We start from the raw sequence: 15,103 nt of genomic DNA, 5'->3' as shown, positions 1-15,103 counted from the left end.
ACTCCTTCAGTTAAATGACATGGTCATATTCCGCCTGTGGCGTAAACTTCCTTGCAGACATTAAGGAGACAGCCATGAAACACGATCATTTTATTGTTCAAAGCCCTGCGACACCTGCACAGCAACTGCTGCTGCTGTTTCATGGCGTCGGCGATAACCCGGTTGCCATGGGGCAAATCGGTAGCTGGTTTGCCCCGCTCTTTCCTGATGCGCTGATTGTCAGCATCGGCGGCGCAGAGCCGTGCGGGCCGCCGCCGGGGCGCCAGTGGTTTTCCGTGCAGGGCGTTACTGAAGATAACCGCCAGCAGCGCGTGGATGCCATTATGCCGACCTTTATTGACACGGTTCGCTACTGGCAGCAGCAAAGCGGCGTCAGCCCGCAGGCGACGGCGCTGATCGGCTTCTCGCAGGGCGCGATTATGTCCCTCGAAAGTATTAAGGCGGAGCCGGGTCTGGCCTCGCGGGTGATTGCCTTTAATGGTCGCTATGCGACGATGCCCGAGTCGGCGAGCACGGCCACGACCATCCACCTGATTCACGGCGGCGAGGATCGTGTCATCGATCTGGCATGGGCGGTAGCGGGACAGGAGGCGTTACAGCAGGCAGGCGGTGACGTGACGCTGGATATTGTTGAGGGGCTGGGACACGCGATTAATGAGCAAAGCATGCAGTTTGCCCTCGATCATCTGCGTTTTACCGTACCGAAGCACTATTTCGACGAAGCGCTCAGCGGCGGCAAGCCGCAGGACGACGATATTATCGAACTGCTGTAATAAAAACCCCGGTAGTGAAAAACAGATACCGGGGTTAATGTTTAAAAAGCGTGGCTGGTCAGGCTGAACAATACGCTTATTTCTTTGACTGGTCGTTTTTAGGCCAGTCGTCATCATCGTCCCACTTGTCGTTGAAGTCACGATGCGGCGGCAAATCCGGCTTATTGTTGAGAAATTTTTTGTGGTCAACGCGGTTAAGATCTTTAATCACGTTGATGATCACCCCCACTAAAAAGACTAATACCAGGATCCACCAGTGTTTGATGAGCCACTCCATGCGCTACTCCTTTTCCGGCAATGCCCTCAGGCGATCAGTTGTTCCATAATGCGTTGATACATCCGCGCCAGCAGCTGGAGGTCGGCGGCATTTACGCACTCATTGATTTTATGAATGGTGGCATTCACAGGCCCCAGTTCAACCACCTGCGCGCCCATGCGCGCGATAAAGCGCCCGTCGGAAGTGCCGCCATTAGTCAGCAACTGCGGCTTTATTTCATTATAGTGCTCAATGGCGTTTACGACGGCATCCACCAGCTTACCGCGGCTGGTCAGGAATGGCTGGCCTGAAAGCCACCACTCAACGCTGTAACGTAGCGCGTGCTTCTCCAGCAGGGCCACGACGCGCGCTTTAATCATTTCGTCGGTGAGCTCGGTGCTAAAACGGAAGTTGAACTGCACAAACATATCGCCGGGAATCACATTGTTGCTGCCGGTTCCTGAGCGCACATTAGCGATTTGCATACTGGTTGGCGGGAAAAATTCGTTGCCTTGATCCCACTCAATGTTCACCAGTTCAGCCAGCATCGGCGCAGCGCGGTGTACCGGGTTATCGGCGAGATGCGGATAGGCAACGTGCCCCTGAACGCCGTGAATGGTCAGGTTACAGGTCAGCGAACCGCGACGGCCATTTTTGACCACATCGCCGACGACTTCGGTGCTGGACGGTTCGCCGACGAGGCAGTAATCCAGGCGTTCGTTGCGTGCCATCAGCGCTTCAACGACCTTGACGGTGCCATTTTTCGCGCTGGCCTCTTCATCAGAAGTGATCAGAAACGCCAGACGGCCTTTATGGTCAGGGTGATGAGCGACAAAACGTTCGGCGGCAACCACCATCGCGGCCAGAGAACCTTTCATATCCGCCGCGCCGCGGCCAAACAGCATGCCGTCACGAATGGTCGGCTCGAACGGTGGGTTAATCCAGCGGTCAGCGTCACCTGAGGGAACAACATCGGTGTGGCCGGCGAAGGCCAGCGTCTCTCCGTGCCCACGCCAGGCCCAGAAATTTTGAGTATCGCCGAAATCCATCGGTTCGACGGTAAAGCCAATCGCCCGCAGACGTTCAATCATTAATGCCTGACACCCCGCGTCATCGGGGCTGAGGGAAGGGCGGCGAATAAGCTGCTGAGCAAGCTCAATGACCGGGCAAGACATAGACTACACCTCGTTAAACTGCTGATAACTTGATTCACTGAAACCCAGCAGCATAGGCTTACCAGGCGCACAGAGCAATGGGCGCTTGATGATTGCCGGCATTTCCAGCATCAGATCCGCTGCGGCGTCGGCGTTATTGATACTGGCGCGAACCGTTTCATCCAGTTTGCGCCAGGTGGTCCCTCGGGTGTTGAGCAGGGCTTCCCAGCCGAGTTCGGCGATAAAGGTGTCGACTAATTCGCGACTCAGGCCATCAGCACGATAATCATGAAAGCGATATTCAAGCTGATGGGCGTCCAGCCAGCGGCGGGCCTTTTTTATGGTGTCGCAGTTTTTAATTCCGTACAGGGTTAGCATGATTAAACCTTTCTCTTTGAATTAGAGCCTGTCCCATTAGGGCTATTTTGCTTGTCATTTTGAACCTGGGCAGTGCTCAGAATCCTCACGTACTACGTGTACGCTCCGGTTCTTCCGCGCTGGCCGTGTTCAAACTGTCTGCGCCAATAACGCCTGGTGGGATAGGCTCTTAATCTTTGGATTGAGATACTCCGAATAGATACCCTAAATAATACGCGAATGACTGTAATAAATATCTTTTTTTCCCGCAGGATAGTTTGAATGTAATATTTTTCGTCTGTTTTTTAACCTCTCGTTTGTGCTTATCCCGACCCGGGGTCAGGGCTGGCGGATTGAGCAGATGAATGAATGTTGCTGAATGTTGCTATTGGTCACATTAAACCGCCACAAATAGGCTCATAGTACTTACGAATGAAAGGGGAACATGTCGGAGACGATAGTAAAGCAATGAGAGCGATAGCAAAAACAAACTTTTCATTAACAACAAATTTGCATAAAATTACCCATAATAATAAGAGAGGTTAGTATGATTGAGCATGAACTGGGGAACTGGAAAGATTTTATCGAAGGTATGCTTCGTAAATAAGTTTCCACAATGAGAGCAGGGCGATTCCACGAGCAGGATAATAATGCAGTTGAAGCGGCCACATGAAAAAGGCGACACCATATGTCGCCTTTTCTGTTATTTGCCCCGGTGAAAACTGTCACCATCGCTTCTGCTATTGTGGCCGTTCCTTGAGCGGAAAACGGCGTCGCACAAGCGTGAAGAACAGCGGCACGAAGAAGATAGCCAGTAGGGTGGAAGAGAGCATGCCCCCCATAACACCGGTGCCGACGGCATGCTGGCTGCCGGAACCCGCACCGGTGCTGATAGCCATTGGCAGTACGCCGAAGATAAACGCCAGCGAGGTCATCAGAATTGGCCTCAGACGCTGACGGCAGGCCGATAACGTCGCGGTAAGCAGATCCTCGCCTTTTTGGTTTAACTCATTGGCAAACTCGACGATAAGAATAGCGTTTTTGGCCGACAGGCCGATAACCGTCAACAGGCCCACCTGGAAGTAGACATCGTTGTCGAGCCCGCGCGCCCAGGTTGCCAGTAGCGCGCCAATAACCCCCAGCGGCACCACCAGCATCACCGAGAACGGCACCGACCAGCTTTCATACAGCGCCGCCAGGCATAAGAACACCACCAGCAGAGAAATCGCATACAGGGCCGGCGCCTGCGCGCCGGAGAGACGTTCCTGCAAGGACATCGCCGTCCATTCAAGGCCAAAACCGTTCGGCAACTGCTGAGCCAGTTTTTCCATAATCGTCATGGCGGTGCCGGTACTGACACCGGGCGCGGCTTCGCCGATGATTTCTACCGCCGAGTAGCCGTTGTAGCGCTCCAGGCGCGGCGAACCGGTCTCCCAGTGGGAGGTGGCGAAGGCGGAGAAGGGGACCATTGTGCCGCTACTGTTGCGCACGTACCATAGATTGATATCGTCTGGTAGCATGCGATACGGCGCAGCCGCCTGGACATAGACTTTCTTCACGCGCCCACGATCCATAAAGTCATTGACGTAGCTTGAACCCCATGCGGTTTGCAGCGTGTCGTTGATATCGTCGATGGAAAGGCCCAGCGCCTGAGCTTTACGTTGATCGATATCGATCTGCAATTGTGGGCTATCGTCGAGGCCGTTGTGGCGTACGCGGGTTAGCTGTTTATTTTGCGCGGCCAGTTCCAGCAGAGTATCGCGGGCGGCCATCAGCGCATCGTGCCCGTTGCCCGCGTGGTCCTCCAGTTCCATATCGAAACCGGCTGAACTGCCGAGTCCGCTGATAGCCGGTGGGCTGCTGGCAAAGACGCGAGCCTCTTTAATCTTGTTAAACGCTTTCGTTGCGCGTTCGATGATGGCGAAAGAGGAGCCGCTCGTCGGATCGCGCTGGTTCCAGTCTTTCAGGCGTATGAACATTCGCGCCACGTTCTGGCCGTTGCCACCGGGGCCGGCACCGATTGTTGCGAACACCGATTCAACGTTCGCTTTCTCCTTTTTCAGGAAATAATCTTCTACCTTCTGCACCACTTTCAGCGTTTGTTGCTGGGTCGAGCCGCCAGGCAACTGTACTGAAGTGATAAACATTCCACGGTCCTCCTGCGGCAGGAACGACGTCGGCAGATGCAGAAACAGAAAGACCATGCCGCCCAGCAGCAGAATGTAGATCATTATCCAGCGCAGCGAACGATGAAGAATTTTCGCCACCGCGGATTCGTAGCGGCTGGCGTTGCGGTTAAATAGGCGGTTAAACCCGCCGAAGAAGCCCCGTTTCCCGTGATCGTCTCCGCGGTGAATCGGCTTCAGTAAGGTGGCGCACAGGGCGGGCGTCAGAATCATCGCCACCAGAACAGACAGTACCATCGCTGAAACAATGGTAATTGAGAACTGACGATAGATCGCGCCGGTTGTGCCTCCGAAAAAGGCCATTGGCACAAATACCGCCGACAGGACCATCGCGATGCCAACCAGCGCGCCCTGGATCTGCCCCATCGATTTACGCGTCGCTTCGCGCGGCGAGAGGCCCTCCTCGCTCATGATACGTTCGACGTTTTCCACCACCACGATAGCATCATCCACCAACAGACCGATTGCCAGCACCATGGCGAACATGGTTAAGGTGTTGATACTGTAACCGCAGACATAGAGGATGGCGAAGGTGCCCATCAGCACCACCGGTACGGCAATCGTCGGGATAAGCGTGGCGCGGAAGTTTTGCAGGAACAGATACATCACGAGGAACACCAGTACGATGGCCTCAAGCAGCGTTTTGACGACGTCAGTAATGGATGCTTTGACGAAAGAAGTCGTCTCGTAAGCGACTTTGTATTGCAGGCCGTGCGGGAAGTATTGCGATAGTTCGTTCAGGCGATCGATAACGCGCTCGGCGGTTGCCATTTCGTTAGCGCCGGAAGCCAGCTTGATCCCCAGGCCGGAGGCCGCCTGGCGGTTGTAGCGACTGAGATAATCATATTTCTCCGCGCCCATTTCGACGGTAGCCACGTCGCCAAGGGTGACTTCGGAACCATCCGGATTCACTCGTAACGTGATATTGCGGAACTGCTCCGGGGTTTGTAACAGCGATTGCGAATTAATGGTGGCGTTCAGCGCCTGCTTATCCACCGATGGCGTGCCGCCCAGTTGACCGACAGCGATTTGCGCATTTTGCGCGGAAATGGCGTCAGTGACATCGCTCGCCGTCATCTGAAAACTATTGAGTTTGGCCGGATCGAGCCAGATGCGCATCGCGTACTGCGAACCGTAAGCGTCGATATCGCCGACGCCGTTCACGCGACTGAGCGGCTCCTGAATATTACTGGCGACGTAGTCGGCGATGTCTTGTTTATCCATACTGCCGTCGGTGGAGACGAAAGCAAGGGTCAGAATGTTGGTGTCCCCGGTTTTTCTCACCGTCACGCCCTGGTTTTGTACGGCCTGGGGGAGCTTGCGCATTGCCGATTGCAACTGGTTTTGTACCTGCTGGACGGCTTCATCCGGGTCGGTGCCGGCGGTAAAACTTAGCGTAATCGTGGCCTGGCCGGAACCGCTGCTTTGCGATGACATATACATCAGGTTGTCAAGGCCCGTCATGTTTTGTTCTATAACCTGGGTGACGGTATTTTCCAGCGTCTGTGCTGAAGCGCCGGGATAGTTCGCGGTGATCCGCACGTTAGGCGGGGCCAGTTCGGGATATTGCTCAACGGGAAGCGATAAGATTGCAAGCGTTCCGGTCAGGCATAAAAGGATGGCCAGAACCCACGCAAAAATGGGGCGATCGATAAAAAAATTCGCCATCAGAATCAGGACCTCATTGTGTGCATTTTTTTGTTATTGCGCAGCCTGTGACACTCTAGCGGCAAGCTCTCAGACAACTGTGGAGAAAGCAAGGAGAACGTGTAAGTTATCGTGCGCCGTTTCTGGTAGCGTAAAGAATCGTCCTTCTCTCTCTACCTTTATCAATATTTCCACGTTCTTCCCGTCGCCGCAGCTTCTCTGGCGTAAGCAATTATTACCTGAATAAATAAAACGCAATTTCATTTAAGTCAAAAAAATTGATCCAACTCGGGTTATTACCAAAAAATCGCCATCCTGGGCAAATGTACATTGTTCCGGTACCGCCTTGTCGGTTAATAGATAGGCATGCGAATTGAGGGGTTATTCACCACTAATACTGAAGGATGTCATGAACCACTTTATTTTAAGCGATAGTCATAAGTGCATCGGATGCAAGGCTTGTGAAGTTGCCTGCGTTATGGCGCACAACGATGAGCAGCATGTATTGACCCCGCAGCGTTTTTTGCCGCGTATCACGGTTATCAAAGGCGAGCAAAAGCGTAACGCAGTAACATGTCATCATTGTGAGGGGGCTCCCTGTGCCCGCAGTTGTCCAAATGGCGCCATCAGCCAGCTTAACGGCAGTGTCCAGGTTAATCAGGAGAAATGCATTGGTTGTAAATCCTGTATGGTCGCCTGTCCGTTTGGTGTGATGCAAATCGTCCTTACGCCGGTAAAGGCGGGAAGCGTCAAGGCGACAGCACACAAATGCGATTTGTGCAGCGGTCGTGAAGAGGGGCCTGCTTGCGTACAGAATTGCCCGGCCGAGGCACTGCAGCTGGCGACGGACGACACGCTGCTGAATCTGGCGAAACAGCGCCGGCAACGCGCGGCGCGGATGGACGCTCAGCCGTGGCACAGCCATTCCGGCGCGGTGGTCCCACTGCGCTCTGTCGGAAAAGCGGCGCGCATGGCCGCCACGCCGCCGCGTGGCGAGGCCGATAAACTGTCTGCTGAGGCGCGTAAAGCTAATTTCGCCGAAATATATCTCCCGTTTAGCGCCGGACAGGCCAGCCGTGAGGCGGAACGCTGCCTGAAGTGCGGCGAACACAGTATTTGCGAATGGACCTGTCCGCTGCATAACCATATTCCGCAGTGGATTGAGCGCGTCAAAGCGGGCGATATCTCCTCCGCGGTGGAGCTTTCTCATCAGACCAACTGTCTGCCGGAAATTACTGGCCGTGTCTGCCCGCAGGATCGCCTGTGCGAAGGGGCCTGTACGCTGCGCGATGAGTACGGTTCGGTCACTATCGGCAACATTGAACGCTATATTTCCGACCAGGCGCTGGCCAGCGGCTGGCGGCCGGATCTCTCGCAGGTGGTTGAAAGCGGCAGGCGAGTGGCGATTATCGGCGCCGGCCCCGCCGGGCTTGCCTGCGCTGATAATCTGGTGCGCAACGGCGTTCGGCCAGTGGTGTTTGATCGCCACCCGGAAATCGGCGGCTTGCTGACCTTTGGTATTCCGGCGTTTAAGCTGGATAAATCGCTCCTTGCCCGGCGGCGTGAAATCTTTACCCAGATGGGCGTGCGCTTTGAGCTTAACTGCGAGATAGGCAAAGATCTCCCGTTGACCACGCTGCTTGACGACTACGATGCGGTGTTTATCGGCACCGGAACCTACCGTTCAATGAAAGCGGATCTGCCAAATGAAGACGCGCCAGGCGTGTATGATGCGTTGCCATTCCTGATTGCCAACACCCGGCAGGTGATGGGGCTTGCTGAGCTGCAGGATGAGCCTTACATCAACACCGAGGGGCTGAATGTTGTCGTGCTGGGCGGCGGCGATACGGCGATGGACTGTGTGCGGACTTCGCTGCGCCACGGCGCGAAACAGGTCACCTGCGCCTATCGTCGCGATGAAGCCAACATGCCGGGCTCGAAGAAAGAGGTTAAAAACGCGCGTGAAGAGGGGGCGATGTTTGAGTTTAACGTCCAGCCAGTGACGCTGGAACTGGATGCGGAAGGCCACGTTAACGGCGTACGCTTCCTGCGTACTCAACTTGGCGAGCCGGATGCTCAGGGGCGTCGCCGTCCGTCGCCGATCCCGGGAAGCGAGTTCGTGATGCCTGCCGATGTGGTGATCATGGCTTTTGGTTTCCATCCACACGGCATGCCCTGGCTGGAGTCGATCGGCGTACAGCTTGATAGTCGCGGTCGGATTAAAGCCAGCGTTGAAAGCCGCTATCGTTATCAGACTACCCATCGTAAGGTGTTTGCCGGGGGGGATGCCGTGCGCGGCGCTGACCTTGTGGTGACGGCGATGGCGGAAGGACGCCATGCTGCGCAGGGGATAATGGATTTCCTCGGTGTGAAATCGAATCCGCTTCACTAACGACAAAGCGGGTCCCGCGGCGTAGTATGACGACGTCATTCTATGCTGTGGGGCCTGTATGTCACTCAATATCAACGTCATCAAAGATAAAATCCTCTCCGAAAACTGGTTTGTTTTACGCAATATGACCTATGAACTCACGCGCAGCGATGGCAGCGTGGTGCGCCATAAGCGTGAGGTTTACGATCGCGGAAACGGCGCCACCATCATGCTGTATAACCGGCGTAAGCAGAGTGTCGTGCTGGTACGCCAGTTCCGCGTCGCCACCTGGGTAAACGGTAATCAGGATGGCATGCTGATCGAAACCTGTGCCGGGCTACTGGATAATGACGAGCCGGAAGTCTGTGTGCGCAAAGAGGCCATTGAAGAGACCGGTTTCGAGGTTGGGGAAGTGCGTAAACTGTTTGAGCTGTATATGTCTCCAGGCGGCGTCACCGAGCTTATCCATTTCTTTATCGCCGAATACAGCGATGCCCAACGGGCAAACGGCGGTGGCGGCGTTGATGATGAAGATATTGAGGTGCTGGAACTGCCTTTTAGCCAGGCGCTGGAGATGGTCGCGAACGGGGAGATTCGCGATGGCAAAGCGGTGATCCTCCTGCAATATTTGCAAACATCCGGGCTGATGACGCGGGATATCTGATAAATCTGATTGAGTAAAACCTTGCCGCTGGTGAACATGGCCGCTGTTTATCGCGTTTTCACCGGGGTTGTGCCGCTCATGTTGTATCGGGTTATTCTTTTTCTGCTCTTCGGTTTGCTGCCGATGTCGCAGGTGCGGGCGGCACCTGCCCAACAGCTATTCAGCGACTGGCTGGTGACCTGCAATAATCAGAATTTCTGCATCGCCCGCAACGTCGGGCTGCACTATGGTCTGGTTATGACGGTCAGTCGTAGCGCCGGGGCGACGACTAACGCCAGTCTGCGTATTGAACTTGGCGGCGTGGGCAACCCCGTCTCGGCGCTGGCACCGATCGCACCGCGTCTCCAGCTTGACGGCCATCCATTGATCCTCAGCGATAAACAGTGGCAGATCACCGATAAACTGCTTAAAACCGACGATAGCCTCACCATTGATGCTTTCCTGCAGCAGGTGCAGGACGCGCAGGCCATTACCCTGGAGAATGGCCTGCAGAGTATTTCTCTGCAAGGGCTGAAAGCCGCTTTATTGTTCATTGACAGCCGACAAAAGCGTGTGGGGAATGAAACCGCGTGGGTAGGTAAGGGAGAGGCTCTGTCGTTTAGCGTTCCGCCCGCGCCCGCTTTACGCGCGGTGGGAAAAGTCGATATGGCGCAGTCACCCCTCAGTCGCGATGAACTTAACGATCTGATGGATTACGGCAACGAGAAGATGAACAGCAGCGCTTGTTCACTGGACCCTTTTCGCCGCGAAGTACGGGTTAGCGCATTGACCGATGACAATGTTCTACTGATGACCAGTTGTGAAGCGGGCGCTTACAACACCATTTGGCTGGCCTGGCTGGTTTCGCGTCAGCGGCCATTCATTGCACGTCCGCTCCATCTGGCGTTGCCGTTTCAGCCGCCCGGCGATGCCGCGCGCGACATTGAGCTGGTTAATGCCAGCTATGATGACCAGCGTCAGGAACTGGTGACGCTGGATAAAGGGCGCGCGTCCGGCGATTGTGGCACACAAACTCGCTGGCGTTACGATGGTCAGCGATTTAATCTCGTACGTTATGCGCAGCAGCCGCGGTGCGATAACTGGCAGGGGCCAGATGCCTGGCCCACGCTGTGGGTTACCCGTTGAGTATCTCATTTGCCACATTAACAATATGCTCAACGGTAAAGCCGAAGTGAGGGAAGAGCTTGTCCGCGGGTGCTGATTCGCCATAACTGGTCATACCGACGATTTTTCCTTTTAGCCCCACGTATTTATACCAGTAGTCGGCGATTCCGGCCTCGACGGCGACGCGGGCGTCGACGTCTGCTGGCAATACCGATTCCCGATAGGTTTCGTCCTGAGCATCGAACACGTCGGTCGATGGCAGGGATACCACACGGACATTCACTCCCCGGGCGAGCAGTTTTTCTGCCGCCAGCACCGTTATCTCTACTTCTGAACCGGTCGCTATCAGGATCAGGTCTGGTTTACCTCCGGCATCTTTCAGTACATAACCGCCGCGGGCGATATTCTGTACTTGTTCCGGCGTCCGCGCCATTTGCGCCAGGTTTTGCCTTGAGAGGATCAGCGCCGTCGGGCCGCAGTGTCTTGCTACTGCTGCCTGCCATGCGACGGCTGTTTCGACCTGATCGCATGGTCGCCAGGTGCTGAAGTTGGGCGTCAGTCGCAGGCTGGCCAGTTGCTCAACCGCCTGATGAGTCGGGCCATCTTCGCCAAGACCGATAGAGTCATGGGTATAAATCATGATTTGTCGCGCTTTCATCAGCGCCGCCATCCGCGCCGCATTGCGGGCATACTCGACAAACATCAGGAACGTGGAGGTGTAGGGGATAAAGCCGCCGTGTAACGCGATGCCGTTAGCAATAGCGGTCATGCCGAATTCACGTACGCCATAGTGGATATAGTTGCCTGCGGGCTCTTCTTTAATTGACTGCGAACCGGACCAGATGGTCAGGTTGCTGGGCGCGAGATCCGCCGAACCGCCCAGTAGTTCAGGCAGGATGGGGCCGTATGCGTTCAGCGCGTTTTGTGAGGCTTTTCGGCTGGCAATTTTCGCCGGTTCCGCCTGCAATCCGGCGATATAATGCTGAGTGACTTCCGTCCAGTTTTCCGGAAGCTTGCCGCTCATCCTGCGGGTGAGTTCCGCTGCCAGTTCCGGATATTGTTGTTGATAATCGGCGAATTTTGCGTTCCACGCCTGTTCGGCCTTTTCGCCGCGCGGACGGGCATCCCAGCCCTGATAGATTTCTTTGGGAATGTCAAACGGCGGATATTTCCAGCCCAGTTTCTCGCGGGCCAGAGCGACCTCTTTTTCCCCTAATGCGGCGCCATGTGACTCTTCGGAACCGGCTTTATTCGGTGAGCCAAAGCCAATAATGGTGCGGCAGATAATCAGCGAGGGCTTATCCTTAACGCCCTGCGCTTCAACAATGGCCTGTTTGACTGCCAGTGGATCGTGGCCGTCAATATCACCGATGACGTGCCAGTGGTAGGCGTTGAATCGCGCGGCGGTATCATCGGTAAACCAGCCTGCGGTTTTACCATCAATAGAGATGCCGTTATGGTCGTAGAAGCCAATGAGTTTCCCTAACCCCAGGGTGCCCGCCAGTGAACTGGCTTCGTGAGAAATCCCCTCCATCAGGCAACCATCGCCCATAAACACGTAAGTGAAATGATCGACTACGTCATGCCCAGGACGGTTGAACTGGGCAGCGAGCGTGCGTTCGGCAATCGCCATTCCCACGGCGTTGGCGAGCCCCTGGCCCAGCGGACCGGTGGTGGTTTCGACGCCAGGCGTATAGCCATACTCCGGATGACCGGGGGTTTTCGAATGTAGCTGGCGAAAGTGTTTGAGTTCCTCTATCGACAGCGCATAACCGGTCAGGTGCAGCAGGCTATAGAGCAGCATGGAAGCATGACCGTTGGAGAGAATAAAACGGTCGCGATCGTACCAGTGAGGATTCTGCGGATTGTGTTTAAGAAAATCGTTCCACAATACCTCGGCGATATCCGCCATTCCCATTGGCGCGCCGGGATGGCCTGAGTTGGCTTTCTGGACCGCATCCATACTGAGGGCGCGGATGGCGTTAGCAAGTTCTCTACGGGACATAATGTACTCCTGAAACAATACGTTGCATGAGTTTTTATTGATTTAGGATAGAGAGGACGATGAGTTGCATAACTAAAAAGCATAGCAGACAGGGCCATCCTTGCTTTCAAGGGCAAGTTACATACACATTATAAATCTATAACAAATATAACGTTGTTATGGCGAGAGTTTGGCGGTGTTCAAAGTTTGCGACGCCGTCAGGCGAGATACTGGGTCACCCTTTAGGGTGAACACCAGGTACGCTATTACGTTTCACCCTCCCTACGATCGATACGTGAAAGGAACGATAAAATGGATGAGCAGTTAAAACAAAGCGCCCTTGATTTCCATGAATTCCCGGTTCCCGGAAAAATCCAGGTTTCCCCGACCAAGCCCCTTGCGACCCAGCGCGATTTGGCGCTGGCCTACTCGCCGGGCGTCGCTGCACCCTGTCTTGAAATCGAGAAAGATCCGCTGGCGGCCTATAAATATACCGCGCGTGGCAACCTTGTGGCGGTGGTCTCTAATGGTACGGCAGTGCTGGGGTTGGGCCATATCGGCGCCCTGGCCGGTAAACCGGTGATGGAAGGGAAAGGTGTTCTGTTTAAGAAATTCGCCGGTATTGATGTTTTCGATATTGAGGTTGATGAACTGGACCCGGACAAATTTATCAATGTTGTCGCGGCGCTGGAGCCGACGTTTGGCGGGATTAACCTCGAAGATATTAAAGCGCCGGAATGCTTCTACATTGAGCGCAAGCTACGCGAACGCATGAATATTCCGGTCTTCCATGACGATCAACATGGAACCGCGATTATCAGCACCGCCGCTATTCTTAACGGCCTGCGGGTGGTGGAAAAAAATATCTCTGACGTGCGGATGGTGGTCTCCGGCGCGGGCGCGGCGGCGATTGCCTGTATGAACCTGCTGGTGGCGCTGGGGATGCAGAAACACAACATCGTGGTCTGCGACTCGAAAGGCGTGATCTACAAAGGCCGCGAGGCGAATATGGTGGAAACCAAAGCGGCCTATGCGGTGGAAGATAGCGGTAAGCGCACGCTGGATGATGTGATTGACGGGGCGGATATTTTCCTTGGTTGTTCCGGGCCGCGAGTGCTGACGCAGGAGATGGTGAAAAAAATGGCTCGTGCGCCAATGATTCTGGCGCTGGCCAATCCGGAGCCGGAAATTCTGCCGCCGCTGGCGAAGGAAGTGCGTGCCGACGCCATTATCTGTACCGGTCGTTCTGATTACCCGAACCAGGTTAACAACGTGCTGTGTTTCCCGTTCATCTTCCGTGGGGCGCTGGACGTTGGCGCAACCGCGATCAACGAAGAGATGAAGCTGGCAGCTGTTCGCGCCATTGCCGAACTGGCCCATGCCGAACAGAGCGAAGTGGTGGCCTCCGCCTATGGCGATCAGGATCTGAGCTTCGGCCCGGAGTACATTATTCCGAAACCGTTCGATCCGCGTCTGATTGTCAAGATCGCCCCTGCGGTGGCGAAAGCGGCGATGGATTCCGGCGTGGCGAAGCGTCCGATTGCCGACTTTGACGCTTATATCGATAAGCTGACCGAGTTTGTTTACAAAACCAATCTGTTTATGAAACCGATTTTCTCGCAGGCGCGCAAAGCGCCGAAGCGCGTGGTGCTGGCGGAAGGGGAAGATAGCCGGGTGCTGCACGCAACCCAGGAGCTGGTCACTCTGGGGCTGGCGAAACCGATCCTGATTGGTCGTCCGGGAGTGATCGAAATGCGCATCCAGAAGCTGGGGCTGCAGATCAAATCAGGCATTGACTTTGAGATCGTCAACAATGAATCCGATCCGCGCTTTAAAGAGTACTGGAACGAGTATTACCAGATTATGAAGCGTCGCGGCATCACGCAGGAGCAGGCGCAGAGAGCGGTTATCAGCAACACCACGGTGATCGGCGCGATCATGGTGCATCGTGGTGAAGCGGATGCCATGATTTGCGGCACTATCGGTGATTACCATGAGCATTTCAGCGTGGTAAAAGAGGTGTTTGGCTACCGTGAAGGCACCCATGCGGCGGGCGCGATGAACGCATTGCTGCTGCCAAGCGGCAACACTTTTATTGCCGACACCTACGTCAATGACGATCCGACACCGGAAGAACTGGCGGAAATCACCGTGATGGCGGCGGAAACCGTGCGTCGCTTCGGGATTGAGCCGAAAGTGGCGCTGCTGTCGCACTCTAACTTCGGTTCGTCCCGATGCCCATCGTCCGGCAAAATGCGTGCAGCGCTGGAACTGATCAAAACCCGCGCGCCCGATCTGATGATTGACGGGGAAATGCACGGCGATGCCGCGCTGGTGGAAAGCATTCGTAATGACCGGATGCCGGACAGTCCGCTGAAAGGCTCTGCCAATATTCTGGTGATGCCGAATATGGAGGCAGCGCGTATTAGTTACAACTTACTACGGGTCTCCAGTTCCGAAGGTGTGACGGTTGGACCGGTGTTAATGGGCGTAGCCAAACCGGTTCACGTATTAACACCGATCGCTTCTGTTCGTCGTATTGTTAATATGGTGGCGCTGGCGGTCGTGGAAGCGCAAACACAGCCATTGTAATCTCTATTTAATTCA

At 55.0% G+C, this 15,103-nt stretch carries 10 protein-coding genes and 1 pseudogene; 6 read left to right on the top strand and 5 right to left on the bottom strand.

The window, feature by feature from the left end:
* Positions 1–74 precede the first annotated feature (74 nt).
* Positions 75–773, top strand: coding sequence for an esterase (ypfH, locus tag FN037_RS12640; RefSeq protein WP_138361086.1), 699 nt, complete (start codon positions 75–77; stop codon positions 771–773).
* 76 nt (positions 774–849) lie between these two features.
* Here ypfH and FN037_RS12635 read toward each other — a convergent pair whose 3' ends face one another.
* Genes FN037_RS12635 through FN037_RS12625 form a run of 3 tightly spaced genes read right to left on the bottom strand, consistent with a single transcriptional unit; the run spans position 850 to position 2,561 of the window.
* On the bottom strand, positions 850–1,050 hold the full coding sequence (locus FN037_RS12635; RefSeq protein ID WP_138361087.1) for a YpfN family protein: 201 nt from the start codon (positions 1,048–1,050) through the stop codon (positions 850–852).
* Between the two features lie 26 nt (positions 1,051–1,076).
* A complete protein-coding gene (gene dapE / locus FN037_RS12630; protein WP_138361088.1) occupies positions 1,077–2,204 on the bottom strand; it encodes a succinyl-diaminopimelate desuccinylase in 1,128 nt (375 codons plus the stop codon).
* 3 nt (positions 2,205–2,207) lie between these two features.
* Entirely contained in the window at positions 2,208–2,561 is a 354-nt protein-coding gene (locus FN037_RS12625) for an ArsC family reductase (RefSeq protein ID WP_138361089.1), read from the bottom strand.
* Between the two features lie 526 nt (positions 2,562–3,087).
* Here FN037_RS12625 and ypfM point away from each other — a divergent pair.
* Positions 3,088–3,147 (top strand): protein YpfM, encoded by a 60-nt coding sequence (ypfM, locus tag FN037_RS12620; protein ID WP_100181659.1) that lies wholly within the window; start codon positions 3,088–3,090, stop codon positions 3,145–3,147.
* 133 nt (positions 3,148–3,280) lie between these two features.
* Here ypfM and acrD read toward each other — a convergent pair whose 3' ends face one another.
* Positions 3,281–6,394, bottom strand: a complete 3,114-nt coding sequence (gene acrD / locus FN037_RS12615; RefSeq protein WP_138361090.1) for a multidrug efflux RND transporter permease AcrD — start codon at positions 6,392–6,394, stop codon at positions 3,281–3,283.
* Between the two features lie 388 nt (positions 6,395–6,782).
* Between acrD and aegA the strand changes: the two genes are divergently transcribed.
* The 3 genes and pseudogenes from aegA (at position 6,783) to FN037_RS12600 (ending at position 10,533) form a co-directional block, all read left to right on the top strand.
* Positions 6,783–8,765, top strand: coding sequence for a formate-dependent uric acid utilization protein AegA (gene aegA, locus FN037_RS12610; protein WP_142502370.1), 1,983 nt, complete (start codon positions 6,783–6,785; stop codon positions 8,763–8,765).
* A gap of 58 nt (positions 8,766–8,823) precedes the next feature.
* Positions 8,824–9,421, top strand: a pseudogene (gene nudK / locus FN037_RS12605) (GDP-mannose pyrophosphatase NudK).
* A gap of 65 nt (positions 9,422–9,486) precedes the next feature.
* On the top strand, positions 9,487–10,533 hold the full coding sequence (locus tag FN037_RS12600; RefSeq protein ID WP_142502434.1) for a DUF1176 domain-containing protein: 1,047 nt from the start codon (positions 9,487–9,489) through the stop codon (positions 10,531–10,533).
* On the opposite strand, the gene tkt is transcribed toward FN037_RS12600, so the two are convergent.
* Positions 10,523–12,517: a transketolase gene (gene tkt / locus FN037_RS12595; protein WP_138361093.1), complete on the bottom strand. Its 1,995-nt coding sequence runs from the start codon at positions 12,515–12,517 to the stop codon at positions 10,523–10,525. The genes FN037_RS12600 and tkt overlap by 11 nt on opposite strands.
* Before the next feature lie 291 nt (positions 12,518–12,808).
* On the opposite strand from tkt, the gene maeB reads away from it, so the two are divergent.
* A complete protein-coding gene (gene maeB / locus FN037_RS12590; RefSeq protein ID WP_138361094.1) occupies positions 12,809–15,088 on the top strand; it encodes an NADP-dependent oxaloacetate-decarboxylating malate dehydrogenase in 2,280 nt (759 codons plus the stop codon).
* Positions 15,089–15,103 lie beyond the last annotated feature (15 nt).

Origin of the sequence: Klebsiella sp. 2680 (genome assembly GCF_900198535.1) — a bacterium.
Classification (GTDB): Bacteria; Pseudomonadota; Gammaproteobacteria; order Enterobacterales; family Enterobacteriaceae; genus Klebsiella; species Klebsiella indica.
This window is presented reverse-complemented; position numbering and strand designations above follow the sequence as displayed.